Source organism: Calothrix sp. CCY 0018 (genome assembly GCF_963920925.1).
Lineage (GTDB): Bacteria > Cyanobacteriota > Cyanobacteriia > Cyanobacteriales > Nostocaceae > Rivularia.
The window spans coordinates 99863-126649 of sequence record NZ_CAWUDI010000022.1; the positions used below are offsets into that span (position 1 = coordinate 99863).

General features: G+C 37.7%; 21 protein-coding genes. 5 read left to right on the top strand and 16 right to left on the bottom strand.

The window, feature by feature from the left end; translation table 11 throughout:
- Positions 1-2: 2 nt before the first annotated feature.
- Entirely contained in the window at positions 3-422 is a 420-nt protein-coding gene (locus tag ACM03V_RS17220) for a hypothetical protein (protein WP_414622019.1), read from the top strand.
- A gap of 855 nt (positions 423-1277) precedes the next feature.
- Here the strand turns inward: ACM03V_RS17220 and ACM03V_RS17225 are convergent.
- The 5 genes from ACM03V_RS17225 to ACM03V_RS17245 form a co-directional block, all read right to left on the bottom strand.
- On the bottom strand, positions 1278-1817 hold the full coding sequence (locus ACM03V_RS17225; RefSeq protein ID WP_414622020.1) for a flavodoxin: 540 nt from the start codon (positions 1815-1817) through the stop codon (positions 1278-1280).
- Between the two features lie 610 nt (positions 1818-2427).
- Positions 2428-3768, bottom strand: coding sequence for a cytochrome P450 (locus ACM03V_RS17230; RefSeq protein WP_414622021.1), 1341 nt, complete (start codon positions 3766-3768; stop codon positions 2428-2430).
- A gap of 266 nt (positions 3769-4034) precedes the next feature.
- Positions 4035-4640, bottom strand: a complete 606-nt coding sequence (locus ACM03V_RS17235; RefSeq protein WP_414622022.1) for a calcium-binding protein — start codon at positions 4638-4640, stop codon at positions 4035-4037.
- 48 nt (positions 4641-4688) lie between these two features.
- Positions 4689-5189, bottom strand: a complete 501-nt coding sequence (locus ACM03V_RS17240) for an amidase family protein (RefSeq protein ID WP_414622023.1) — start codon at positions 5187-5189, stop codon at positions 4689-4691.
- Positions 5161-6051, bottom strand: coding sequence for an amidase family protein (locus ACM03V_RS17245; protein ID WP_414622024.1), 891 nt, complete (start codon positions 6049-6051; stop codon positions 5161-5163). Before ACM03V_RS17245 ends, ACM03V_RS17240 begins: the two co-directional genes overlap by 29 nt.
- 508 nt (positions 6052-6559) lie before the next feature.
- Here ACM03V_RS17245 and ACM03V_RS17250 point away from each other — a divergent pair.
- A complete protein-coding gene (locus ACM03V_RS17250; protein WP_414622025.1) occupies positions 6560-7117 on the top strand; it encodes a peptidoglycan-binding domain-containing protein in 558 nt (185 codons plus the stop codon).
- A gap of 206 nt (positions 7118-7323) precedes the next feature.
- Positions 7324-10887 carry a HEAT repeat domain-containing protein gene (locus tag ACM03V_RS17255; RefSeq protein WP_414622026.1) on the top strand — a complete coding sequence of 1188 codons (3564 nt, stop codon included), beginning with the start codon at positions 7324-7326 and terminating at the stop codon, positions 10885-10887.
- Positions 10888-10923: 36 nt separating this feature from the next.
- Here the strand turns inward: ACM03V_RS17255 and ACM03V_RS17260 are convergent, their stop codons facing one another.
- The 4 genes from ACM03V_RS17260 to ACM03V_RS17275 form a co-directional block, all read right to left on the bottom strand.
- Positions 10924-11538, bottom strand: coding sequence for a hypothetical protein (locus tag ACM03V_RS17260; protein ID WP_414622027.1), 615 nt, complete (start codon positions 11536-11538; stop codon positions 10924-10926).
- Between the two features lie 233 nt (positions 11539-11771).
- Entirely contained in the window at positions 11772-13145 is a 1374-nt protein-coding gene (locus tag ACM03V_RS17265) for a cytochrome P450 (RefSeq protein WP_414622028.1), read from the bottom strand.
- A 256-nt stretch (positions 13146-13401) separates the two neighbouring features.
- Positions 13402-14355, bottom strand: a complete 954-nt coding sequence (locus ACM03V_RS17270; RefSeq protein ID WP_414622029.1) for an LCP family protein — start codon at positions 14353-14355, stop codon at positions 13402-13404.
- A 359-nt stretch (positions 14356-14714) separates the two neighbouring features.
- Positions 14715-15854 carry an FAD-dependent monooxygenase gene (locus tag ACM03V_RS17275; RefSeq protein WP_414622030.1) on the bottom strand — a complete coding sequence of 380 codons (1140 nt, stop codon included), beginning with the start codon at positions 15852-15854 and terminating at the stop codon, positions 14715-14717.
- A 348-nt stretch (positions 15855-16202) separates the two neighbouring features.
- Here ACM03V_RS17275 and ACM03V_RS17280 point away from each other — a divergent pair, with 348 nt between their 5' ends.
- Complete coding sequence (locus ACM03V_RS17280; protein WP_414622031.1) at positions 16203-16853, top strand: TetR/AcrR family transcriptional regulator; 651 nt, start codon at positions 16203-16205, stop codon at positions 16851-16853.
- Between the two features lie 21 nt (positions 16854-16874).
- Here ACM03V_RS17280 and ACM03V_RS17285 read toward each other — a convergent pair whose 3' ends face one another.
- A complete protein-coding gene (locus ACM03V_RS17285) occupies positions 16875-17447 on the bottom strand; it encodes a TetR/AcrR family transcriptional regulator (protein WP_414622032.1) in 573 nt (190 codons plus the stop codon).
- 122 nt (positions 17448-17569) lie between these two features.
- On the opposite strand from ACM03V_RS17285, the gene ACM03V_RS17290 reads away from it, so the two are divergent.
- Positions 17570-18250: an NADPH-dependent F420 reductase gene (locus tag ACM03V_RS17290; protein ID WP_414622033.1), complete on the top strand. Its 681-nt coding sequence runs from the start codon at positions 17570-17572 to the stop codon at positions 18248-18250.
- A gap of 19 nt (positions 18251-18269) precedes the next feature.
- Here the strand turns inward: ACM03V_RS17290 and ACM03V_RS17295 are convergent, their stop codons facing one another.
- The 6 genes from ACM03V_RS17295 to ACM03V_RS17320 all read right to left on the bottom strand — a co-directional run bounded on the left by ACM03V_RS17295 (position 18270) and on the right by ACM03V_RS17320 (position 26734).
- Positions 18270-19385, bottom strand: a complete 1116-nt coding sequence (locus tag ACM03V_RS17295; protein ID WP_414622034.1) for an NAD(P)-dependent oxidoreductase — start codon at positions 19383-19385, stop codon at positions 18270-18272.
- A gap of 392 nt (positions 19386-19777) precedes the next feature.
- On the bottom strand, positions 19778-20818 hold the full coding sequence (locus tag ACM03V_RS17300) for a methyltransferase (RefSeq protein ID WP_414622035.1): 1041 nt from the start codon (positions 20816-20818) through the stop codon (positions 19778-19780).
- Positions 20819-20845: 27 nt separating this feature from the next.
- On the bottom strand, positions 20846-24808 hold the full coding sequence (locus tag ACM03V_RS17305) for an amino acid adenylation domain-containing protein (protein WP_414622036.1): 3963 nt from the start codon (positions 24806-24808) through the stop codon (positions 20846-20848).
- Positions 24809-24898: 90 nt separating this feature from the next.
- Positions 24899-25027, bottom strand: coding sequence for a hypothetical protein (locus ACM03V_RS17310; RefSeq protein ID WP_414622037.1), 129 nt, complete (start codon positions 25025-25027; stop codon positions 24899-24901).
- A 274-nt stretch (positions 25028-25301) separates the two neighbouring features.
- Positions 25302-25925 carry a class I SAM-dependent methyltransferase gene (locus ACM03V_RS17315; RefSeq protein ID WP_414622038.1) on the bottom strand — a complete coding sequence of 208 codons (624 nt, stop codon included), beginning with the start codon at positions 25923-25925 and terminating at the stop codon, positions 25302-25304.
- A gap of 557 nt (positions 25926-26482) precedes the next feature.
- A complete protein-coding gene (locus ACM03V_RS17320; protein ID WP_414622039.1) occupies positions 26483-26734 on the bottom strand; it encodes a hypothetical protein in 252 nt (83 codons plus the stop codon).
- Between the last annotated feature and the right edge of the window lie 53 nt (positions 26735-26787).

Consider the following 26787-nt stretch of genomic DNA (forward strand, 5'->3'; position numbering starts at 1 on the left):
ATATGAATACCCAATTAGATTCAACCGAAATAAATCAAAAACAGCAACTCCTTAAAGATTACGAACCCGCACAAAAAGCATTAGCTACCCTAGAACAAAACAACGGCAATTTTAATACTGCTTTCGATGAACTTTGGACTGAAAAATTCGGTACGGATACTTACGATAAAAAATCTCTTTGGCAATCTACTTTAACTGTACTACGCAAAGAACTTTGCGGTGATGATGGTTTCCAAGCTCAATTTAAAGAATATACTAAAAACCCCGGTAGCGCTCCATTACTTACCGGGTTGATTGTTTCAATTACAACTTTATCTGGTTTACCTTTAGATCCAGCTATTTCAACAGTTGTTGTTTTATATTTACTCAAGGTGGGATTGAAGATTTTTTGCGAATATACCGAACCTGATAATAAAAACTAATATTGAAACTAAATCATCACCCGCCTTGGAATAAATTCCCAGGCTCATATATAAAGTCGTCTTAAGACGACTGAGAATTTTTTGGTTGGTGATAATAATTTGAATTTAGTCCGTTTTCAACGGACTTCGTTTATTAGCCTGGGAATTTATTCCAAGGCGGCGGATTTTTCCGTCGGTTGCTGATGATAATTTGAATTTAGTCCATTACAACTATTTAATTAGCATCACAAGTACGGCTGTAACCAAATTTTTTACACTTACCTTGATATTTCTACTAAAATACGATAAATCAAAAGGGTATTCTGTAATATCGCATTATAGATGAATTCGATGCAAAACTAATTTAATCTTACTATAATTATGGATATTTTACTGTCAGATCCCCGTACTTTAATCGTTATATTTCCTATCGTTTTAGGATGGGTTTTGGTATATATATTGCTTCAAGAAATTGATAAAGATGTTTATTGATAGACTATTTAACTGTTATTTAACTGTCAACTCTTAACTAAAACGGGAAGTAAGAAGTAAGTAGGTAGGCATAATTAAATGTAAGATGTCATTGCGTTACCCTAACGGGTCAGCAAGCTGAACACGGAGTGTTCCCTAGAGAGGGAATGGAGGAACGACGTTAGCGCAGCGTCTCCCCAAGGGAGATAGCAACCGCAGTGACTGGGATTGCTTCGTTCCTCGCAATGACTGAGCGTATTATATTTATTTGTATTAACCCACTTAGTAGGTTAGGTGATACAGAGCGAAACCCAACATTAACGTTAACGTCGGGTTTCACTTTTGAGGTAACATTTAGTAGCTAATCTACTAGGATGAACTTTGAGGAATGGTAAAAAACGAATACTAAGCAGTTTCCAATGATGGGCTAGGAAAATGCGGTTTTAATGCTTCAACCCAACGTGCAATACGCTCGTCAGTTTTCTCACTTTCATTAACTTCATCAATAGGTAGTCCAATAAATTTACCATCGCGCACGGCGGAGGAATATTCATAGGTATAACCGTCGGTAGGAATTTCACCAACAAGGGTTGCACCCAATTTTTTAAAGTGATCGTATAAGGTTCCTAATGCACTGACAAACTGTTCGCCGTGGCTCTTATAATCTCCCGCACCGAATAGCCCAATGGTTTTACCTGTAAAATCAGGTTTGTCCATCTCCATTTCAAATAATGGATCTCGCCAGTCGTTTTGGACTTCCCCAGAACCCCAGGTAGAACAACCAAAGAGCAAATGATCGTACTCAAGCATTTCATCAACACTAGTGAAATCTTCTTCCATGCTAAAAAGATCGCATAATTCTTCACCAAAATGCTCATGTATCTTTGTGGCGATTTCTTCGGTTATGCCGGAAGTACTGCCGTAAAAAATAGCCATCTTTGCCATAATTAAAGCTCCTCTGGGTTAAGCAATAAACTTTTTTGTGCTTCGATTCTGCGCGGATTTTTATTTTCAGAGATTCCCAGAGCTTATTCAATTTTAGATTTTCGCTAACAGGATTTTTGATTGGTGATGAACGGATTATTCTCGTCATCAACCGATGAAAATCTAAAATAGACAACTCAAAACACTATTCCAAATTACATTTAGATTTGTTGCTGTGTTGTAACAGATATGACGAAATCTGTTATGTGTCTCATGCATTATCTGGCAGTTGAATAATTAATTCCCCAATTCCCAATGCCCCATTCCCCATATTCGTAACCTCTTTTTCTATTACCCCTAATTTGTGCGATACACCGTATTGTTCGGCTAAGCCGCACAAAAAGCTGAACGCCTATCGCCAAAAATAAATGTCTTGTGCAACAATGGATACTCTGATTATTTTAAGTACTTGTAAAATTGACGATCAAAGCCGCTCTAAATTGGGATTATTTTAATCTAATTTCAACACTATTAGGACTTACGCAAAAGTAACGATAAATGAGGTATCCCCAACGTTAAGATCCCCCCAACCCCCCTTTTAAAGGGGGGCGTTGCGTAAGTCCTAACTATACTAAATAGTTTTCACAACTTTCATCGAAACTCCACCACTAGGAACAATTGTAATACCCCGACGCACTGGTTTTACTGGTTTTTTATCGACTAATTCCAATGCAAATTTTTGGATAATAGTTGTTAATATCAATTTCATTTCATACATTGCAAAAGCCGCACCAATACAGCCCCGATAACCTCCCCCAAAAGGCAAATATTCAAATGCGGAAAACTTTTTATTTAAAAATCTTTCGGGAATGAATTTATCCGGTTGTTGATAAGTTGTTTCCTGACGATGAGCTAAATATATACAGGGAACTAAAACCGTACCTTTGGGAAACTTTTCTCCAGCAACTTCTACTTTATCTATAGCCATGCGGGGAGTACAAATTAAAGCTATGGGGTGAAGTCGCATGGTTTCGGAACAAACTGCATTTAGGTAAGGTAGTTGAACAATTGTTTCTGGGTTTTTTTTGTTTAAATTATCTAAATTATCTAAACTTTGTAATTCGTTAATTAATTTATCTTTAACTTCTAGATGCGAGTGAATCAGATAAAATAACCACGCTAAAACTCCAGATGTGGTTTCGTAACCCAAAAGCAATAAAGAAACTAGTTGATCTCGCAATTCCTTATCAGTCATTTTACCGCCATTTTCGTCACTCGCTGACATTAACAAACTTAAAATATCTTCCCCTAAATTATCCTTTTTTATTCTACGTTCGGAAATCTCAGCATATATTAATTTATCAATTTCTTCCCGTCTTTTGAGATAATTTCCCCAGGGACTCCATTTTCCTAAATCTTGCTGTAAAGGTGGAAAGAAAAATAAGCTAGAAAACAGCGGTTTAGTAATATCATCTAATAAAGCGGTTAATAATTTTATTAATTTTTCGTAACGTTCCCCTGGAGTAATTCCAAATACCACCTGAAGGATAATTTGTAAAGTAATATCCGGCATTACTTGCTGCATAGAAACAGTATTACCAGGTTTCCAATCGCGAATTACATTATTAGTAATATTGCATATTGTATCACCGTAGGATTTTAGGCGATCGCCATGAAATGGAGGCATTAATAATTGTCGCTGCCGATTATGTGATTTACCCTCTTGAAAGACAATAGAATCGCTGCCGAATAACGGTTTGAATACATGAGTAGCTTTTTTAAAATCTAATTTATTCGCGGAGATAGCGAAACAATCGTTAATAGCTTGGGGGCTGCTGAAGAAGACAACTGGCGGGGAATTTATACCCAAGACTCGTAAACTAAAGGTATCTCCATATCTTTGTGCATGGTTATCGAAAAAGTTTATCGGGTTAGCAATTAATTGTAGGGTTTGGATTAAGGAATTAGTCATATAGATGGTAATTTATCGCACTTCATTACACCGCAAAGACACAAAGCTTGCGGAATTATATAAATAATTAGAAGAGTGTTGTTTTAATTTATTTTACAAGTTTGATTTTACAACAATAAAGGCGCAAAATAGCTTATCATCAGCATAATTTTTGCTAGAGAATCATCAAAAATAAAAGCCTCTCCCTAAAAAAAAGAGAGAGTATGTTAGCTCTAAGCCTTTCAGTGGCTAGGCTAAAAACTTATTCAACAATCATCTAACTTGTGTTAAATAAAGGCGAAATTACTTTCCTCAAGATTCCCTTCCATACCCAATAAAACTGCAACATCTTGACTTAAAACATTAATTGTAGTTTTACCATCATCTATTTTGAAAGTTATATCTTCAAAAGATAAACCAATACCCGCAATTCCAATTACATCAACTCCACTTTCAAAGTCAGTAATTGTATTTGCGTTTAGCGGCAACTCTGCTGTCACAATCCAAAATTGATCTTTACCAGCACCACCACTAATTATATTTCCACCTTTTTCAGTAACAAAAAACCGATCGTTACCATCACCACCAATTAATCTATCGTTACCACCTGCAAAAAAGGTATCATCTCCATCACCACCATTCAAACGATTTCCTCCCCTACCTTGGGATGCATCCAAAATATCGTTACCAGCACCACCATTAATAACATCGTTTTTCCCGGCGAATAATTCATCATTACCGCTACCACCGAATACCCGATTACCACCGGAAATACTTTGAGTGGTATCTACTAAATCGTTACCTTTTCCAGCAAATACGACATCTTTATTACCATCAAAATCTGGTAATAATCCAGTTTCCAAAATATCATCTTCAGCATCACCAACAATCAAAACTTCGGTGAGATATTCAAACTTTTCTCCCGGTAAAGCAGGTGTATTTCATGGCGGCATCCGTACTGGATTTTGCTGCTCGTAAGCATATGCCAATCCTATTAACGTAGATTCAGTAAATGCTTGACCAAACAAAGAGATACCAACAGGTAAACCCTCTTCAGTATATCCCGCAGGTACTGTAATATCGGGGAAACCCGTTAAGTTAGCTAAATAGTTGGCTCTGTAGGGGTCGCCGCCAACGTTTTCTAAATCGGCTTGATAAGTTGGGTCGTCAATTACGTTACCATCGGAATCAGTAATCGGAGTTGGTGGAGTGGCAATGGTTGGATAAACTATGGCATCTAATTTGTTGTCAACGAAAATATTATTTAATTCTTCCTGCAATTGTGGAATACCTTGATTAATCGCTGTTTGATATTCGGGATTATCCAAACCACCAAATTCTAAGGAATCTTCGTATACTGCAATCCGATTGGGATTAACTGGAGTTTCCGAATTAACCAATTCTGGATCTTTACTAGCTGCAATTAATTCCTCTAAATCCAAAATAATCTCTGGCTACACCAATTCTTGCACCTTTTAAAGCATTTTTATCCAAAAATTGAGTATAATCATCAAAAGTTTTTCCCTTGCTTGCTTCCGTTGCCGGATCGTTGGGATCGACACCAGCCATTACCCCCAGTGCGATCGCCGCATCTTCAACAGAAAGAGCCATCGGGCCAGCCACATCTGCGGTAAGCGCGAGGGGAACTATACCATCAGCACTCACCAATCCCCGCGTCGGTTTTATACCTACCAAACTCGTAACGGAAGAAGGGCCGCGAACCGAACCTGCCGTATCCGTACCAGTTCCCAAAGTCGCAAAATTCGCCGCAATTGCCGCACCCGTACCGCTACTCGAACCACTAGCATCGCGATTGAGATTATAAGGATTGAGCGTTAAACCTCCCAAAGAACTGTAACCAAGCCTTCCAGAAGAAAGAGCAAATTCGCTCATATTGGTTTTACCCAAAATAATCGCTCCAGCATCGCGAAATTCGCTTGTAGTAAAGGCATCATCTGGAGGAATCGAACCCGCTAAAACATCAGAACCCGCTGTAGTCGGTAAATCAAAGGTGTCATAATTATCTTTTAAAAGTACTGGAATTCCATACAAAGCTCCATCCGCACCTTGATTTCTCAACTTTGCATCTAATTGCTTCGCCGTTTCCAAAGCATCGGGATTAACCGAAATTACCGCAGAAAGATTTGGCCCTTGATCGTCATAAGCTGTAATTCGATTCAGGTAGAGTTGGGTTAATTCCTCTACACTCAAAGCTCCGTAATTAAATGCTGTCTGAATATCGTTGACAGTAGCTTCTTGTAAATTAAAAGTAGATGGCGCTGAAAGATTGAAGGTAGAAGGCATATTTTTTGACCTGTAACTTTGGGGTTTGATATTGCTGTACGAAAAATTACTCACAGCAAAACAGTAAGGCTTGGTAACTGAACTTTAGCCAATTACGTCATTTTATTAGGGCTGATTCGATTCAAAAGTTTAGCTCGCAAGGAATTGACACAAAAAAATTTAGCGTTCAGCTATGCTGTCTCTGTCGCCGATACATCCTACAATTAATTTACACTGAAAACTACAAATCTTAACGAGTAAGATATATTACTTTTATTCTTCGTTCGTAACTAATTTTTTGTTATAGAACAGCCATATAATTAGTGTTTGATTGCTGTCTTCTCCCAACTTCCAGGAGACGTAGCACTACAACCCGTTGGAATGAATGAAAAGGACTACTAGCATAGCAAAGCGCAATCTTTTCTATATAAATTGTCAGTATTTTTTTAATTAAAATTGCGGAATCCTTATGTCTTGCTTTGGAGACTCTCTTGTAGTTACTTATAGCAGGTAAATTTTGGAGGATATCGTGAATACCGCAAATCTTCCTACTCTTAGAGAAGGTTCAAAAGGCGCGGAAGTCATCAAGCTACAAGAAATTTTAAAACAAATCAATTTTTATTCTGGTGCAATTGATGGAATTTTTGGCTCTCAGACTAAAAATGCAGTTGTTAGATTTCAGCGTGAATATGGGCTTGTTGCAGATGGAATAGTTGGCTCAAAAACTTGGTCTAAATTAAATGAAATTGCAGGTGGGAATATGGAATGGCGACGCATGACGGAAGCTGAAGAAATAAATGAAATTAAAATGATTGTTAATAATCGTATGGGTGTAGCAGCGCTTAATTTATTAGCATTAGAAAGTTTTCTTGGTTTTCAGTGTACCAGAAGCTTTTATATTAATGAAAAGTTTGGCGGCAATCAAAGGATAATGAGAGTTAAATGCGATCCCCCAAGAGGAGCATCCAGTGCTGTAGCTTATGAAGAAATCCGCATTATCTTCAATCTTTTTGAAGGGCAAATTGAAACTTTTGATGTTGAAAGAGTTATAGAAGGAACCGAACCGAAAATTAAATTGCCGGATTAATTTTTAGTTAATTAGCGAATGGTTAATACGAATAGAAAGATATCGCAGGCGTTGAAGAACAATGTCTGCGATAAATTTTTTGAGGAATTTGAATCGCGATCGTATCTTATAAAGTCCGATAAATTCGCTATAATCCCAGTAATCTTGATTAAATTGGTTTGTAGTTGCGCTTTAGCGCTTCCTTTATATAGCAGCTAACTAATAAAGTGGTTAATTTCAACCCTTATCTACAATCGATCGGCAATACTTACGCCCAATGGTGGGATTGTTACACCATAACTGATGTTGTAGGAAATCTTCGGCACGAGCAACAAAAGCGTTCAGCGATGCTGCCTCTATCGCCATTTTTCAATTTTGGGTTGATGGTAGAGAAAGTTAAACAGCAGCAAGAAGAAGAAACCGAACGTTTAACGGTTATTGAAGGTTTACGTAAATACGCTGACAAGCACGTGTTATTAATAGGTCGTCCGGGTTCTGGTAAATCCACAGCGTTGTTACGGTTGTTGTTGGAAGAAACCTCTCCCCATGAACGCGGAGCGTTTTCTCGTAGAGTAACCCCTCGCCTCTTAGGAGAGGGGCTTAATTCTCCCCATTCCCTCGTAGGGAAGGGGGCTGGGGGGTTAGGTCAAATTCCCATCCTTATAGAACTTCGCTTTTACAAAACTTCAATCATCGAATTAATCCGCGACTGTCTCAAACGTCACCAATTGTGGTTAGAAATCGCTGAAATAGAAAAATTGCTGTTTGCAGGAAAATTCCTTTTGTTAATTGATGGTGTAAACGAATTACCATCGGAAGCAGCAAGACAAGATTTACAAAAATTTCGCCAAGATTATCAGAAAACCACACCGATGATTTTCACGACGCGAGATTTAGGGGTAGGTGGTGATTTAGGAATAGAGAAAAAGCTGCAAATGCAACCTTTAACAGAAACCCAAATGCGGGATTTTGTTTGTGGTTATCTTCCAGAGCAAGGGGAAGAAATGCTCAAGCAGTTGTCAGGGCGTTTGCAGGAGTTGGGAGAAACACCTTTATTATTAATGATGCTTTGTTCGGTGTTTGTTGATAATCAAAACAAAGTACCATCAAACTTGGGTTCGGTATTTCGTCGCTTCACTGAAATTTACGATAATAAATTCAAACAAGATATTCCGGTAACAGATGAATCTCGCCGTTGGTGGAAACGGTTATTGCAGCATTTAGCTTGGGTAATGACTCATGGCGGAACCTCTCCCCAAACCCCTCGCCTCTTAGGAGAGGGGCTTCATGCTTCCCATTCCCTTGTAGGGAAGGGGGCTGGGGGGTTAGGTTTCTTGAAAACCGAAATTCTCGTTGCTATTCCGATACAGGAAGCTAGAAATGTTTTGACTCAGTTTCTCAAAGAGCAAGATTATCATCAGCCAAGGGATGCAGAAAAATGGTTAGATGATTTGCTTAAACATCATTTGATTCAACTTGGTGCAGAAAATCAAATTCAGTTTCGTCATCAACTGCTGCAAGAATATTACGCTGCTGAAAGATTATTGGAAGAGTTACCGAAGTTGAGTGATGATGATTTGCAGTGGGAATATTTGAATTATTTGAAGTGGACGGAAGTTGTAGCGTTGATGATGCAGTTGGTAGATAAGCAATATAGCGCGGTGGGTTTGGTGAAGTTGGCTTTGGGGGTTGATTGGCAGTTAGGTGCGAGGTTGGCGGGGGAAGTTAGGGAAGAATGGCAAGGTGAAACAGTTGGTTTGATTGATGTTTTAGGATTGCCAAAATTATTAGAAATTAGATTATTGAATATAATACAATCTAATGTGACAGTTGATTCACTAATTGAAGACTTAAAAAGTGAAGAATATGAAGTTTGTATATATGCTGCAAATACTTTGGCAAAGATTGGTTCAGATATAGCAATTCCTGCCTTAGTTCAAGTTTTACAACATGAATATTTTCAAGTTCGTGAGTCTGCCGTAAAAGCTTTAGGTCAAATAGGCTCTGATAGAGCAATTCATAGTCTAATAGAAGTACTAAAAAATCAAGATGAAGATGATTCAGTTCGTGATTATGCTGCTGTTGCTTTGGGAAAAATGAGCCAGATCAATGCAATAAAAGCTGTAAAAATTGAATTAAAAAATAAAGTTAATCAAGATGATAATAGGTCTTTTCTCAGCCATGCAGCAACTGCTTTAGGTGAGATTGGCTCAGATACAGCAATTTCTTTACTTATTGAATTATTAAAAGATAAATACTGGAGTGTTCGTGCAAATGCTACATTATCTTTAGGAAAAATAGCTTCTGAAAAAGCTGTTCCTGCTTTAGTTGAAATGTTGAGAGACGAAGATGCTGATGTTCGTGCCTATTCCGCAGAGGCTTTGAGTAATATTCGCTCAAAGGTAGCGATTCCTGCATTAACTGAAGTGTTACAAGATCAAGATTCTAATGTTCGTATAACAGCAAAATTAGCTTTAGATGAAATTTGTTCGCACAAATCGACTAGCGAAAATAATTTAGATATATCAATCAATGTCGATAAGAAAGCTTCAAAAACTTATATAGAAAGTCTTTGGGATGCAGCAGCTAGAGGTCAATTGAGTTTTAATACTTACCTTTTTGCATTAATTAGAAAAATTAAATACGATTTTAGCGATCTAGATTCCGATCGAGTTATTTCTTCACTAACTGAATATTTAAAACAGGAAGATTATGTTAAGGCAATTGGTGGAGCAAATCTTGAGTTACTTATGTATGAACTCGAAAAAACCCAACAACACCTAAAATACTACAAACCCATCCCTAAACTCATTATGTCCAATACTTCCCACAACTACGCTCTACTCATTGGTGTTGGTGAATGTGACGAAGACAAATTATCACTACCAGTTACGGTAAAAGATATCCAAGCACTAAAATCTCTCCTCACCGACTCCAACTTATGCGGTTACATCGACAATAACATTCGTCTTCTCTATAACAAAACCGCTACCAAAGAAAAAATCCTCGAAAATTTAAACTGGTTAAAACAACAAGCCGAAAATGACCCAGAAGCAACTATACTTATTTACTATTCCGGTCACGGTTGCTTAGATAATTCTCAAAATTACTATCTCATTCCCCACGAAACCGATAGAGCAGACATTCCCGACACTGCACTTTCAGCAGAAACCTTGAACCAAGCATTACGAGAAATTCCCGCACAAAGATTATTAGTAATTATAGATAGTTGTCACGCTCAAGGAATGGCGACTTCAAAAGACGATGCAGGGAATAATAAGCGATCGCCCATACCCAAGAGTTTTACTCAAACAGCTTTACCAAAAACCATTATTGACGATTTAAAAGGTACGGGAAGAGTTGTATTTACATCCTCTACCGGAACACAATTATCTTGGATTCGCAGCGATAGGGAAATGAGCATTTACACTTATCATTTGCTCGAAGCTTTACAAGGTGCGGGAAATCAACCCGGAGATAAGACGGTGAAAGTTTCTCATTTAATGAATTATCTGAGTAAAACTGTTCCGTCAACAACACAGCAGGAATATCAAACCGAACAAACACCATTCTTTGATTTCGCGACAGAAGACTTTCCCGTGGCTTTATTACGTGGTGGTAAAGGTTTACCAGAAGAAGGATATGAAAGCGTCAAAGCAGAAGCAGAAGAAAACATTCGCAGCATCAGCAATAAAGTTAAAGATGGTGTGGGAATAGTTGGCGATCGCAATATTGGTTTTAATATAGGTACAGCAGGGAATATAACTTTTGGTGATATTTCTTCAAAATAAACATGATTAACTTTGAGTTGTAATTTTTTTATTAAGTTAACCCGCAAAATAAATTCTAAAAGGTTCAGCTAAAATCCCTAATATCCGATCCAATTGCGTAATAAAATATTCTGTTAAATCAATTTTTACTAAATTATCTTCCAAGATCATAAATTTCCAGTTAGTACCTGTAGAAACAGCACCATAAATAATTTGCCCCTCCAATCCTTTACGAGTATTAAACATTTGAGCGGCAACCATTTGAGCTACACATTGTCCTAAGCCGATACGGATATCATTATCTTTAGCCTCTACCAATGTTAAAACCGGAGCAGTTACCAATGATTGATTGCTGGATGCGCTTAAGAGAAAATCACAAGCACCAGTTAAACTCTTGGATTCATCAATATTAAATGTATTACCAGAAAAATAACCGATTTTATTCTGAAATCTTCGCCTTACTTCTAATAATATTGGCGTAATAATCAATTCCGAACGAGCTTTTTCCGTACTAATACTCGATGCTAAATCTAAAGTCTCATCCAAAGTTTCTTTTAAACGTTGAGAAGGTTCCATAGCTTCAACTTGACCAAACAAATGAGAAATATCTTCTACATTCAATTCTAATTTAGCAACAGCTTGGTCTATTGTTTTAAAGTCGCTGTATGACATAATTTATCTTAAGAGAGGGAACGGGGAATGGGGAACGGGGAACGGTGAGAAGAGGTTATATTAATATTGAGAGAAATAATTAACAATCAAAGCATCTCTAATTAACTGGGTTAAATTAAATATAAAACCTCACCCTGCCTCCGGCTGCCCTCTCGAAGAATCAGGAGAGGGATTGAGGGAGAGGTTAATTGCGTGCTTGATAATCCAAATTCCAAAATCTAAAATCTAAAATCCTAACCAACCGTTTCTAAACTGCGAGATTCAACAACCCGCTTACCTTTAACAACCATTTGAATCGAACGATTTGGGCCAGTTACCAAACCGCGACGTTTAGGTTTTACTTCACCACTATCAATCAAATCTAACTGCAAACTTGTTAAAATCTTCGTCAAAATCAACTTCATTTCAAATTGAGCAAACGCCATACCAATACAGCGTCTTGCACCACCACCAAAAGGAATAAATTCGTAAGGTGAAAACTGTCTTTCTAAAAAACGTTCCGGTTTAAATTTCTTGGGTTCGGGATATAAATCTTCTCTTTGGTGAACTAAATAAATTGAACCATATAATAATGTACCTGGTTCAAAATCGTAACCGCACAGCGAAACAGGCGTTTCTACCTTTCGCTGAAATAGAAGTATTGCTACCGGATAAATTCGCAAAGTTTCATTACAAACTGCATTCAAATATGGCAGTTTATTGATAGTGTTAAAATCGGAATTTTCATCTAAACAATCGAGTTCTGCCAATAACTTTTCCCGAACTTCAGGTAACTTATGAATCCAGTACAAAGCCCAAGTTAAAGCAGTTGCGGTGGTTTCATGACCTGCAAATAACAACGTTATTAATTCATCGCGTAATTCAGCATTAGTCATGGCTTCGCCATTCTCATCCCGTGCTGCCATTAACATACTTAAAACATCAGTACGCGAATCATCGGGCTTTGCACGTCTTTCTTCTATTTCTTCATTAAGCAGTTGATGAATTCGTTCCTTTTGACGCAGAAAATTTCCCCAATGACTTTTTGCACCTAAATCTCGTTGCAGAATCGGAAAAATCATAAAAGCTGCATTGATAGGTGAACTTCCCCCAGCCTCCAAAATCGAACCGAGAAGTTTTTCTAATTCAACAGCGCGATCGCCTTCGTAAATTCCAAACACTGCCTGCATAATTACCCGCATGGTAGTAGCCTGCATCCCAAAACGCACATCGAAGTTTTGACCAACTTCCCAGCTATTCATTATCTCCGAGGTAACTTGATTTATCGTATCGCCATAACAACGCATTCTATCGCCATGAAAAGCAGGCATCAATAACTGACGCTGACGGCGATGTGCATTACCGCTCGCCATAATTACAGAATGCTTACCCATCAACGGTTCAAAAGCTTTGTTTCCTTCTGATGGAACGCTAAAATCCGTCTTATCGTTAGTTAGTATTTGCTGTAGTGCTTGCGGATTACTAATAAAAACCACACGAGACTTTAAGTTTAAAGTGAAAATATCCCCGTAGCGTTTGGCACAGTTATCCAGCATCGACAAAGGATTGAGGATAAATTTAAGCGTTTGGATAAAAGAAGGAGTCTTGGGACCATTTGGTAATTTCATGGGCTTCTAATGAATTGTCTTTTATTAATGGTAATTATTTTTCAAATTTTAGGCATCTGGAGATGGGGGGATGGGGGAGAGAGGGTAGAAAAACTCCTAACTCCTAACTAAGTAACTAGGTCAAATTAAATGTAAAACCTCACCCTGCCGTATCGCTTCCCTTATTAAGGAGAGGGATTGAGGGTGAGGTCTTATTATTTTATATTTAATTACGTCTATCTACTTATGCCCAATTACCAATTCCCAATTTTAATAACTAATTAAAATAACGAGTGATTATCTCATCAATTTCTTCTTCATCTGGTAGCCAGTAACTAGCATCAAACTCTCTATCATTACTAACTCTACCGGGTAAAGTTAACATCTTTATATCCGAGCGATTTGTTCGGACACCAAAATTAACCAAAGTTAATAAACTATCAAGTGTTAAATTTGTATCAATATTTTCTTTTATAGTACCGAGAATAATTGGCGATCGCGCTAATGTTGCAGGATTCAAAGCCTGTTGTATCAAGGCTTGCATGAGTAATTGCTGCCGTTCAATTCTTCCGATATCTCCTCTTCCATCATTACGGAATCTCAGTAGTTGTAATGCTTTGTCGCCGTCAAGATGCTGCTCTCCAGCTTTCAAATTAATATATAAATGTTGGGAATCGTCTTGATATTTTAAATCCTTGGGAACGTTAACTGTTACACCTCCTAAAGCATCAACTAGTTTACCGACTCCCAAAACATTAATCCTAACGTAACCATGTATATCTATATTTCCTAAAAGATTCTGAACGCTTTTAGCACTTAAATAAGCACCACCCAAACGATTAGCTGAATTAATTTTTCTCAAACCATAACCTTCTATTTCCGTGCGGGTATCTCTGGGAATAGAAAGCATATTTAATTGATTAGTTTTCGGATCGAATCTAATCAATAACATCACGTCGGAAAGTCCATCAAAGGAATTTATTTGGGGTAAATATCCTAAGTCTTTACTTTCTTCCGGTGCATTTTGCGTATCTGGAGGAAGTACGCTCATTCCCATCACCAAAATATTGACGGGACGATTTAACTGTAAAAATTGACCTCCATCAATAGCATTGTCATTAAAAAAATCCGTTTCTTCTGGTTTAAGATTAGCTTGCATAAATGGCTTGCCAGTCAAGAAAAATCCAAATAATCCTCCAGCGACAGCCGACACAATCGCAAGTTGAACCATTTTCCCCCAAAAACCCCCCTTGCTTTTGGGTTGAGTATTCCTCTCATTAGCGCCGTTTATTTGAGGATTTTCCTTATGAATCAATTCCTTCAATTTTCCCATAAATGAAATTAGAGTAAGTAACTCGAATTTTTTGAGTAAATAAATTAATAAATAAATTACAGATTTTTCAATCGCGCATTTTTAATAACTACAATTCGGCTGCTGCTGATTGCGTAAAATCTTACGGTAATTTCTCTAAAGATTCATGAGTATAATTATCTAATATTGGGAATTGGTAACTGGTAATAGTTAATTGGTAATAGGTAATTGGGAATGGGGAATGGGGAATTGGGAATTGGGAATGGGGAATATCAAAATCAAGCTCTGTAAGCATGGATAGATTTAAAACTATTTTTTATAGCTGGTTTGATTAATTTCATCAAGGTTTCTCTTAATGCAACATTAATTGGATGCTTTAATTTACCCATTTGTGCCGATCTTAAGGACTGTTTTACAATAGACTTGGTACGTGGAAATCTCAGAGATTCATATTTACGAAAAGCTACTTCTGCCTCTGAGTGTTCGAGTAAACATTTAGTTACAACCAGTGCATCTTCTAATGCCATACAAGCCCCCTGCCCTAAAGTTGGTAGAGTCGGATGTGCAGCATCACCTAGTAAAGTTATATTTTGCTTGCTCCAAGGTAAAGCCGGTACTCTATCGTAAAGGTCAGTTTTAATAATATCTGTTTCATCTGTAGCAGCAATTAATTCGGGAATCGAACGAAACCAATCTTGAAACATATTTTCAAGTTGTTTTTTTCGTTCAATTGCCGCATCTGGTTGATTTTCTGGAGCTAATGCTGCTGCATACCAATACATCCGATTTTTACCAAGCATCATAAATCCAAACCCTTTTCCCCTTCCTAAAAACTCTCTGATATACCCAGAGGGATATGTGTTGGGAATATGAGAAGTTAAACCCCGCCAAGTTGTAAAATTCCGATAAATTGGTGGCTGTTGACCAAATAGCTCAGTTCTTACTCTCGAATTTAAACCATCAGCACCAATCAAAGCATCACCTTCAATAGTTAAACCCGATGCAAAATCAGCGCGAACTTTATTTTCGTGTAGCTCCAATCGTTCAAAAGTCTCTCCTAAAATAAATTGCTTTTCGGGTAATTTACTCCACAACAGTTTGTGTAAATCAGCCCGATGAATACCTATCGTTGGAAGCTCGAAACCATCTACAGGCAGATTAACTAACTCTTTCCCGTGTTGAGAATTGAATTGATAGTTTGAGGTGATAACCCCTACCCGTAAAGCTGCTTCTAACAAACCTAGTTTTTTCAATACGTGAGTAGCATTTGCCCAAAGTGCAATTCCAGCACCCACCTCCCGTAATTCTTTAACACGCTCGTAAACAACTGGTTCAAATCCATTACGGTGAAGGGCTAATGCTGTTGCTGCTCCTCCAATTCCGCCACCAATTACAATGATTTTTTTATTTGAGTGCATCTTTTTTTAAGAATATATTCTATTTAACTAACTTACGCGATGTTTAGTTAATGGTCAAATATTTTGGTGTTGCTCCCTAGGTTAATTTCACTTCTTGCACCATTCTCAACACCGCCTGGGACTGCAAGTCCCAGTCTAATAGCGAAAGTCCTATAAATAGGACTGGGGAAGGCTTTTATTTAGTGCGTTTCAACGTACTTTGTATATTAGCCTGGGAATTTATTCCAAGGCGGTTAGCTTGTTGAAATTGCTGCACAATATGAAGTGAATTAAACTTGCGCGTTGACAGGTAAAGAAACTTCTCTCTATGCTAATTAACGCGAATGTAAGTTGAAAATTTCTGTATCTATGGCTGACTCAACAAGAAAAAATTCCTCGTCAAAAAAACCATCTCGGAGTCGCTCCCGCGAAGCTACTCAAGCAGAAATCTTGGATGCAGCAGTAGAGGAATTTGCTCTAAATGGACTTGCGAATGCTCGTATTGAAACCATCGCAGCCAATACTGGTGTTACTAAAGCGATGATTTATTACTATTTCCAAAGCAAAGAAGGTTTATATTTGGCGGTTTTAGAAAGAGGATTTAATGTTTATATGCGGCCGCTTCAAGAACTTTCTTTAGATAATTTACCTCCTGAAACTGCTTTAGAACAATTTGTACGCTGTCTTCTTTCTAATTTAGTAAAAAATCCCAATTGGCCGTTGATTATGTGTTATGAAGCACTGCAAAATCAAGGAGAGTATTATAAGCAAATTAATATTCACAGTATTGATGAAATATTGATTGCTATTTTAAAGCGAGGAGTTGCAGATAATAGCTTTCGTTTTCTCGAACCTAGAATGACGGCTAATGATATTATTGGCATTTGTGTATTTTATTTTCTCAGTCGAGAAGGAGTTAAACACCTTTTTCCTGGTAAAAAGATGTTCGGTAAGCAGATGTTAGAATTACACGTGCAACAGTCAATTGAATTCATTATGGCAGGAGTACGGCATAATTGAAAATCAAATTAAAATCAAAAATCAAACTTGAGCATCGATCAACATCTCCGCAGCATCTTTTAAATTACTTTCAAACCCACTAAACCCAAATAATCTTCTTTGCGAAAACGCTCCATCTATCAACAATAATAAATACTTCCCCAACTGTTCCGTATTGGGAATACCTGCATTTTCTGCCACGATTATTAAACGGTGAAGCATTTCTTTTTTATGTGCGATCGCCACTCGATGCCCTGGATAATCTAGTTGAGGAAATTCGCTGGTAGTTATCAAAAACGGACAACCGTAACACTCCGGTTTCATCAATAGTTCGTCTATCCACTCGAATACTGCTAATAACTGCGCTTTGGGATTATCTGGATGCTTTCCCACTGCAATATCAAAACATTCCCAAAAAAGGCGGTTACGCTCTTCTAAAAACGCCACAACTAAATCATCTTTTGATGGAAAATAACGGTAAAGCGTCGTTTTAGCAACTCCCGATTCGGCGATGATTCTATCTACCCCTACAGCTTGAATCCCATACTGGTAAAATAGATCGCTAGCAACCTTTAATATACGTTCTCGCGCCGAACCATCGGCTTTTCTTGGCATCTCTTTAGAACAAATCGTCTATTGACATGATACAGACCTGTCTGTTATTTTTCAAGAAGTTATACAATACAGACCTGTCTGTTTTTAATCATTAATTAATTTAATTTCAGGAGTGTGAAATCATGAAAATCGGCATAATCGGCAGTGGAAACATGGGACGTTCCCTCGGTATACTTTGGGCAGAGCAAGGACATCAGGTATACTTCGGTGCGAGAACGGTAGAGAAGGGTAAAGCTGTTGCAGATACGGCTGGAAATAGCACTCAAGGCGGTACCAACGATGAAGCCGCAGCCTTTGGAGAGGTGCTGCTTTACACTATCCGTGGCGTGAATCCAGAAGAAGTTGTTTCCGATCTAGAAGTGTTGTCAGGAAAGGTTTTCATTGATTGCAATAACTTTGAAATTCCCGAAGGTTTTGCTTATCCCCCTATAGAACAATCTTTAGCTGAAAAGTTAGCGTTAGAGGTTCCAAAAGTTCGGGTAGTTAAAGCATTTAATACGATGGCGCAAGAAGTTTTTGAACTTGTACCGACACCGTTGAAAGATAATAACGTTTCTTGTTTTGTCGCGGGGGATGACGAAGAAGCCAGAAATATCGTAATGAAGCTTGCGGAAGATATTGGATTTAACCCAGTTGATTGCGGTGGTTTGCGAAATGCGCGTTTGTTGGAAGGGATGGGGAATTTTATTCGATTCATGATAATCGGTCAAAAATTGGGTTCTTATGCAACAATTTCAGTTAACGTGCTTCCTGCCGCAGAAAAAGAGCGTTTGGGGGGAAGACAGGTTTCTAAATTAAATTAATCACGTTGAAGGTGGATTATTAAAAAAAGTGAAATAGCCAGTGTAAACCGAATTGAAAAAGGTTGCTCGCTAGCACTAATATCAACACAGCGTAGAGAGAGAATCTACCTTTGTGGTTTGTCCAATCCTCTGTAGGTGTAGGGGTTTCGGTCGAATCCGATACTAAGGGTAGATTTGCTTTAGCGATTACTCCAGCTCGCTCTTCTTGCAAACAGCAAACTTTGGTGGTGGAATATTGGCTCCAGCCTCGTTGCTCTGCTTCTTCAAAGTCTTTGGCACTCAAGCTTAAGTGGGGGACTTTGACGTTGCGATCGCTAGCCATATTCAGAGCAAGCCGCAAATCCTTATGCAGTAATTTGACAGTAAAGGCGGGGTGTTGAGAGATATCGTCACAGCGTCGTGAGAACCAATAGTGGGGTAAGCCGTGAATGTCTCCAGGGTTTTGAGCAAAAGATCCCAAGCGCAGGGTATCCCAAATAGTTTGTAATTCAATTCCCTGAGCTAAACCCAAAGTAATTCCTTCACTCACGGCTTGAACTGCGATCGCGTTTACAGCATTGTGGATCAGCTTGCATTTAGTTCCAGAGCTAATCTCTCCACAGTATAGAACGCGATCGGCCATTAATTGGAGCAGGGGCTGAACTTTGGAGAAGGTTTCTTTTGAGCCACCGGCTAGAACGGCTAAACCCATGTCTTTCTGGCTTTGGGCACCTACAGGGCAATCATTAAAGGGGGCATCTAACATCTCAACCCCCAATTTTTGCATAGTTTGATGAAGTTTAAGCACTGTTTCCACAGAGTTGGTGGTAATATCCACGTAGACACTACCCGGTTGCAATCCTTGACAAAGGTTGTCTTCGCACTCCATCACCGCACTCATAACGTCAGCCGGAGTCGGTAGGGAAGTAAAAATTACCTGCGAAGAAATTGCAACTTCGGCACAACTATCGGTGATGCGGGCACCGAGGGGCTGCAACTCTGCCATAGAATCTGGATTGATGTCGTACACATAAACTTCATAGCCGTGGGCTAGAAAATTAGCGGCTTGTCGCCCTCCAATATTGCCACAACCGATGATACCGAGAGTCGGACGATTGGAGGAGGATTCAGTTGTTGTGCTGTTGCTTGTTAACATATATTGCTTGACTGCTTGTGTCTCAGATTAGATGATGATGATAATTAGCTGCATTTAAAATCGGAATAATCCTCAAGTCTTATTACCGTATTAATGAAGATAATTTTTGAGCCTGGAGCATATTTTTTCTAAAATATTTTATACTAAATACGGTAATATTATGTCCGCGTCCTTATAAGTCGAATCTGTTTAGATAAGTATGCATTCAGGTGTCCGGTTGCTTGTCATCTTCTAGCCTGACAGGAATAGCGCTTCTTATTAATGTCTGCATCGCTATGATTAAAAAGCAAGCTCTATATCATGGTGTTGGGTTATGCCTTCGCTCTACCCAACATACTGTCTTTACACACCGCCTTGATGTGTATAGTTTTAACTGTAATCAAACCACAAGCTTAGGATATCGGGCTAAATTCCATCGCGGTTAAGCTTGTTCCTGTAGGAATGACTTGTTCTAATTTAAAACCACTAGCTGACAATAAATCCTTATATTCTTGTTCGGTGCGCCAATAACCCCCTGGATTTGTAATCATCATCTGTACGGCAGCCAAAGCTGGCATGGTTCCATCGGGATATTCTACAGGGGCACCAAGAGCAGGTACTAGAGTTTGTAGAAGTATGAGTTTACCATGTTTGGGGAGAGCTTCCCTACAGTTAGTAAGTACCTTAATTGAATCCTCTTTACTAAACACTGAGAGAAAATACTTCATTACAATGGCATCGGCTCCTTTTGGCAAAGATTCCAAAGCACTGCCACCAACAACTTGCACGTGCCCATTAACTTCATATTTAGAAAAGTTATTAGGAGCAGTTTCTACTTCATGGGGTAAGTCAAACAAAATGCCTTTACAGCCAAATCTCTTGACAATATTGGCAATTAATGTACCTTGATTTCCTCCTACATCCATTACCGTTTCAAAACGACCAAAATCATAAACTTCAAATAAAGCATCAACAACTTCATTAGTTAAAAAACTCATGGCATTGTTGAACAGGTTTTTACTCTTTGGATTATGTGTCATATAGGAACTGTAAAAATCTTCATTTTTAGCTAGTTCAAAAGGCACTTCTCCAGTCTTTAAACCGTTTTCCAATTCCCTCCAACCATCCCACATATTAGGTTCTGTAATATGCATTAAAAAATCACCAATAGATGGGGAACCATTACTAATCAAAAGTTGTGATAATTCTGTAGCGGCAAAAACCCGTCCTGGTTTTTCTGCAATTACTCCTAAATGAGCTAAAGCCCGCAGCACAACATAAAGCTTATCAACTTTAGTATCAGTTTTTTCGGCAATTTTATCAACAGGTAAAGGTCCATTTTGTAACAAGTCTGGTATCCCTAAATTTGTCGCAACATAAACGCACTGACTTTGCCAGTAACCGTAGATAATGCGATAAATTTTCTTTTTGGATTCAGATGCAGAGCCTAACATAATTAATTCCCAAAACTTATACTTGTACTATTTTAAACTATTCTTTAAACGTTCTGCTAATACTTTTAAGTTTGGTTGCTTTACGAATGAATAATGACTGCCAGGAACCGACTGAAGCTCAACATCGGCGGCATCTAAAATAGCATACAATTCCACCCAAACTAGCTGAGGATCGGGTGCCTGAAAATGTCGTTCTCGCGGTCGAAAAACTGTTACTTTCCCTGGATAAGAACGACGCTTATAGGCATAAGTAGCTTTTAAAGTTCCTACCATGACATCTATAAAACGTCGATTTTGTTCGCGACTAGCTTCTGGTGGAAATAATCCCGCTCTTTCGGCTTTATCAATAATAAACTCGATTTTTTCTTCTGGGTTCAATCCTTTTAATTCATCTTCGCTGACAAAATTTTCGGTGCCAAAAGCACCTCCAAAGTATCGACTTAATGCACCTGTTAAATACAGATTATCAATTTTTTTATTAGGGTCTAGTAAAATGGGAACCCAAGAATCTAAAATAGCCAATAAACTTACTTCTCTTCCTTGTTGAAGTAACTGTTGTGCCATTTCAAATGCAACTACTCCCCCAAAAGACCAACCCCCAATTTGTAATGGCCCTTCTGGTTGAAATTCTTGAATATTTCTGACATAAAACTCAGCCATGTCTTCTACCTTAGTCAAGACTTTTTCTCCTCGATTAAAGCCTTGCGCTTGTAAACCATAAAAGGGTTGATTATTACCTAAATAATGGGATAATTCTTGATAACAAAGTACGTGGCCGCCAGCAGGATGGACGCAGAAAAATGCTTGCTTATTACCTTGGGTTTGAATTGGAACCAAGCTTGAAGTTTTTTGTTGTTTTTGCTCTCGGATTAACTTTGATAAATCTTCTACTGTCCGATTTGTAAAAAGTGTTGATAAAGGTAATTGTTTATCAAAGCGGCGCTGAATTTTCGCCATTAAATTGATTGCTAAGAGAGAATGTCCCCCCAATTCAAAGAAATTATCTTTAACTCCAACTGGGTTAATATCGAGAATTTCTGACCAAATTTCTGCTAATTTTTGTTCGATGCGATCGCGTGGTGCAATAAAATTATCGCTTTGATTAAAATTAGAGATATCGGGTGCGGGTAGAGCGCGACGGTTAACCTTTCCATTTGCTGTTAATGGCAGTTGCGACAAAATCACAAAGGCTGAAGGTATCATATAGTCGGGTAATTTACTTGCGATCGACTCCCGCAGACTTGTAATACTCGGTTGAGATTTCCCAGAAACTATATAGGCAACTAAACGCTTAACTCCTGGAGTATCTTCCCTCGCCATCACCAAGCTTTCCCGTACTTGATGATGTTGAGTTAAAACCGATTCAATTTCTCCTAACTCAATCCGATTCCCCCGAATTTTGACTTGATTATCTAAACGCCCTAAATATTCAATATTACCATCGGGTAGATAACGAGCTAAATCGCCTGTCTTATAAAGTAATGGCGATTTAAAATCATCTACAAAAGGATTGTTAATAAACTTTTGTGCTGTCAACTCTGGGTGATTTAAGTAGCCTCGCGCTAACTGTACCCCACCTAGATACAATTCTCCAGCGACTCCTATGGGAACTGGTTGTAAATCCGGATTTAAAATATAAGTTTGGGTATTGGCAATGGGACGACCAATTGGTACACTCTTATATTGAGTATCGGGTTGACAATGCCAGTAGGTAACATCAATAGCAGTTTCGGTGGGGCCATAAAGATTATGTAATTGTGCTTTCAAAACAGCAGCAAAAAACCGTTGTTGTAAGCTAATAGATAAAGCTTCTCCACTACAAAATACTTGTCTCAAACTGCGACAAGATTTAATATCGGCAACTTCCAGAAAAATTTCAAGCATGGAAGGCACAAAATGAAGCGTGGTAATTTGTTGAGAGTCAATTAGTTTAGCCAGGTAGTTAGGATCTTTGTGCCCTTCTGGTTTCGCAACTACTAATATAGCTCCTGTAATTAATGTCCACCAAAATTCCCACCCGGAAACATCAAAACTAAAAGGGGTTTTTTGCAATACGCGATCGCCGGAGGTTAATTGGTATTCATCCTGCATCCACAAAATCCGATTAACCACTCCTTTATGGGTGTTCATTGTTCCTTTCGGTTTTCCCGTGGAACCGGATGTATAAATGATATAAATTAAGTTGTCTGGAGTAACATTACTAACCGGATTTTCTTCACTTTCATTTGCAATATTCTCCCAATTTGAATCTAAATCAATAACAGTCCCTTGAAATTCACTTAGATTTTCTCGTAAATGATTCTGAGTTAGTAAAACGGGAACTTGTGAATTTTCTAAGATATAATTAATCCGCTCGGTAGGATAAGTTGGATCGATAGGAAGATAAGCACCACCAGCTTTTTGAATTCCCAACAATCCAACCACCATTTCTAACGATCGCTCTACACAAATTCCTACCTTAGTTTCTGGTTTTACTCTTAATTTTTGCAGATAATGTGCTAATTGATTAGCCCGATTATTTAACTCCCGGTAAGTTAATTCTGTCCCTTCAAAAACTACTGCGACTGTTTGTGGTGTTTTCTCGACTTGTGCTTCAAATAATTGATGTAAACAGTAAGAATTATCGTAAACTTTTTTCGTATCGTTCCATTCTAGCAATATTTGCTGTTTCTCGGAGTCACTCAGCATCGGTAATTTACCTACTGTTGTCTGAGGATTTTCTACAATTGCCGTAAGTAAATTTTGGAAATGTTCGGCGATTTGAGCAACCGTTGCAGCTTCTAATATATCGGTATTGTACTTAAAGTAGCCTTCAAAAGATTCTGGTAACTCTATTACTTCTAAACTTAGTTCAAAATCTGTATGAAGTTGTGGTAGTTGATAGTGTTCTAATTTTAATTCTTTTGCTTCTAATGATTTTTTCTGCTTAGAATAACTAAAAGCTGCTTGACAAATAGGAGGATGACTCAAATCAGATGATTTAATTTGTTTGACGAGTAAAGCAAACGGATAATCTTTATACTTATCTATTTCAAATAATGTTTTACTAACTTTACTCAAAAAATCTGTAAATTTTAAATTTCCCCAAATTGCATCTCTAACAACAGTAACATTAGTTAGATTGCCAACAACTTTTTTAAATAATGGCTTATTTTCTCGGTTCTGCAATAAACCGACAAGAATATCTTCTTCTCCAGTGTAGCGGTAAAGCAGCACTTTAAATACTGCTAATAGTATCTCTTCAACTGTTACTGCTTGTGCTTCGTCGAGTTGTTTAATTTGTTGACTTAATTGCGGTTTTATGCTGAACTTTATCGAAGCGCCATTGTAAGTTCTAATAGTTGGACGAGCAGAATTTGTCGGTAACTCCAACACGGGTAATTCATCACTTAACTTCTGCTGCCAATAATCACCAACTTTTTTTCCTGACTCACTATTAACAAAGTCTAATTTTTTCTGAATATAGTTTGTGCGATCGGATGTATTTAATGGAGGTAAATTTGGGCGATTACCATTTAAAATTGACTCATAGATAGCCACAAAATCGTTTACTAATATTAATAATGACTCCGAATCGGCAGCAATTTGATGAGCTGCTAACAATAAAATATGTTCACTAACCGAACGACTAAATAAACAAGCACGGAATGCCCCAGCATCTAAATTAAAATGTTGTTTTGCCTTTTGTAATATCTGCCGATTTAATTCCTCGTCGTTCCAGGAAGATGCATCTATATTTTCAAAATCTATCTTAGCAGTTTCCCGAACTTCTTGAATAATTTTTTCATCTTGTTCGTAATAGATACTGCACAGAATAGAGTGACGTTGTGTTAAAGCTTGCAGCGTATTTTTTACAGCTTGAATATCTACAGCAGATTTAATCCGAATTGAAGCGGATATTTTGTCACTAAGACCTGTAGAATTAAGTTTATATAGAAACCAATTGGCTTGCTGTAGGTGGGAAGTAGAAAAATATTTTACCGTAGACATGACTTAACTTAGATTATTTAGGCTTTTTTATTTAGGCTTGGGATAAATCGAAACTAGATCGAAATTATTTCTGCTTTCTGCTAATAGTTGTTAAAAAAGTTCCACAAGCCAATTATGTAGTAAAACTCCCATACAGACGGGAAAATCTGCGAAGTACAGCACTCCCAATTGCTGTACTCTGACTGAAGTCGGCAATAAAGATGAATTTTCTGATGTCATAAATTTGTACTAAATATAATCTAAATACATTAATATCATGTCAGCGCCCTTGCAAGTCGCATACCTCGAAAAAATACTGTATTTAGGTGTCGGGTTGCTTGTAAAGTGGTAAAATTAGAAATCGCTTAGCCTTGAGAGCTAAGCGAAGCAATTTTAAATTAATTCATCCCCAGGCATCTTGACGAGAAACAAAAACAGTGTTTATTTGAAGTTCTCGATTTATATATTCTTCATTGCCTGTTCCCTGTTTCCCGTTCCCTATCCCCTGTTCCCTTTACTTTTCTCCAACGATACAGACAAAATGTTCTTTGGGTTGAGAATTCATAATCCACTGAATATTTTTAAAACCCACAGCTTTCATTAAATACTTTACTTCTTCAACGTCATATATCTGAAAACTATGTTTGGGAAGAATTGTTTTTTTCAGAAATTCTTTGCAATTAAAACAAACAACCAACAAACCTTTTTCTTCTAGAATTTGATGCAGTTGAGTTAAAGTTTGTTTAACATCCGACCAAAAATAAATCGTATTAACCGTGCAAATTTTGGTAAAATTGCTGTCAAAAGAGGCTTTATTTACAGTATTGCTACATTTTAGTTTTAATTTGCCCGTCTTTATATCCGACGCAAAACGCTTTCGGCAAAAATCCACCATTTCTGGAGAAACATCTATACCAGCAACAGATTTTACTCCTGGATGCTTGAGAATTTTATGAAGCAAATAACCACCACCAAAACCTAATTCTAAAACGCGCTCCGCAGCGGATTCCAAATTCAACATTCTGAATGCAAGTTTATTCATGGCAGCATTATCTCTATTCAAAACTCTAGAAATAACTTGCTTACCAAACCATCCTGAAGGCTGACGAAGTTGTGATGCGAGAAATTGATTAATCATTATTTTCTGAACTTAGCTGTTTGGGAGGCACACTTGAAAAATATACTATTACTTGGAGACAAAATTAAAGAATCACACTAAAACTTGATGTATATACAATAGTAAATTCAAGCATTCCAGAAGAATTTAGTTAAGATTTAGTTAAGATTAATTGCATTTTCGCTTTGTCATAAATTCGGGTGGTTAGATATCTGCCTTGGAATAAATTAAGCGCTCTTTTAGCAAAAGTTCTATGAATTTCACATCACATCTTGCACAATTCTTAATACCGCCTTGGAATAAATTTTCCGCAGTTGCTACAACGGAAGGAACCTCCGTATGCTCTCCAGGCTAATAAACAAAGTCGTCTAAATAGGATTGGGTAAGGTATAGAGTGCGTTTTAACGCACTTCGTATATCAACCGATATTTTGATTTCCGTAGAATTAGGACTTAATAAGAATTACGCAATGGGGATACCTGTTGGATCGAGGCTACGTTTTGCCCAAAACCGGCTTGGAATAAATTCCCAGGCTAATAAACAAAGTCGTCTAAAGACGACTGTGCAAATTTTATTTTCTAAAAATGCAGCCAATATTCTATACAACTTCTGATAATATCTGTATTAACTTCTGAGTGATTATTTAACGTCTTTTGCACAACTAAAGAAAGTTCGCGAAGTTTACTCCATTCAGGAAGCTTGGGAATAGTTGAATTGTCAATATCCTCATCATAATAATTAATGAGAAAATTAGTTACGGAGAACAGTTCTTCAAAGACTTGAAATAATGTTTTACTCGTGTCGTTATCTGGCTCATCTAACCTCAACAATATGGTTCTTCAGCACTTGGTATGCTAACTAAATAATCGTAAAAAGGCAGAAG

Excerpts from the sequence above, each read along its gene's own strand:
- ACM03V_RS17245 (WP_414622024.1), bottom strand. The coding sequence starts at position 6,051 with ATGCCTTCTACCTTCAATCTTTCAGCGCCATCTACTTTTAATTTACAA.
- ACM03V_RS17295 (WP_414622034.1), bottom strand. The coding sequence starts at position 19,385 with ATGTTAACAAGCAACAGCACAACAACTGAATCCTCCTCCAATCGTCCG.
- ACM03V_RS17315 (WP_414622038.1), bottom strand. The coding sequence starts at position 25,925 with ATGATTAATCAATTTCTCGCATCACAACTTCGTCAGCCTTCAGGATGG.
- ACM03V_RS17290 (WP_414622033.1), top strand. The coding sequence starts at position 17,570 with ATGAAAATCGGCATAATCGGCAGTGGAAACATGGGACGTTCCCTCGGT.
- ACM03V_RS17220 (WP_414622019.1), top strand. The coding sequence starts at position 3 with ATGAATACCCAATTAGATTCAACCGAAATAAATCAAAAACAGCAACTC.
- ACM03V_RS17260 (WP_414622027.1), bottom strand. The coding sequence starts at position 11,538 with ATGTCATACAGCGACTTTAAAACAATAGACCAAGCTGTTGCTAAATTA.
- ACM03V_RS17280 (WP_414622031.1), top strand. The coding sequence starts at position 16,203 with ATGGCTGACTCAACAAGAAAAAATTCCTCGTCAAAAAAACCATCTCGG.
- ACM03V_RS17225 (WP_414622020.1), bottom strand. The coding sequence starts at position 1,817 with ATGGCAAAGATGGCTATTTTTTACGGCAGTACTTCCGGCATAACCGAA.
- ACM03V_RS17310 (WP_414622037.1), bottom strand. The coding sequence starts at position 25,027 with ATGACATCAGAAAATTCATCTTTATTGCCGACTTCAGTCAGAGTACAG.
- ACM03V_RS17275 (WP_414622030.1), bottom strand. The coding sequence starts at position 15,854 with ATGCACTCAAATAAAAAAATCATTGTAATTGGTGGCGGAATTGGAGGA.
- ACM03V_RS17270 (WP_414622029.1), bottom strand. The coding sequence starts at position 14,355 with ATGGTTCAACTTGCGATTGTGTCGGCTGTCGCTGGAGGATTATTTGGA.
- ACM03V_RS17305 (WP_414622036.1), bottom strand. The coding sequence starts at position 24,808 with ATGTCTACGGTAAAATATTTTTCTACTTCCCACCTACAGCAAGCCAAT.
- ACM03V_RS17300 (WP_414622035.1), bottom strand. The coding sequence starts at position 20,818 with ATGTTAGGCTCTGCATCTGAATCCAAAAAGAAAATTTATCGCATTATC.
- ACM03V_RS17265 (WP_414622028.1), bottom strand. The coding sequence starts at position 13,145 with ATGAAATTACCAAATGGTCCCAAGACTCCTTCTTTTATCCAAACGCTT.
- ACM03V_RS17230 (WP_414622021.1), bottom strand. The coding sequence starts at position 3,768 with ATGACTAATTCCTTAATCCAAACCCTACAATTAATTGCTAACCCGATA.
- ACM03V_RS17285 (WP_414622032.1), bottom strand. The coding sequence starts at position 17,447 with ATGCCAAGAAAAGCCGATGGTTCGGCGCGAGAACGTATATTAAAGGTT.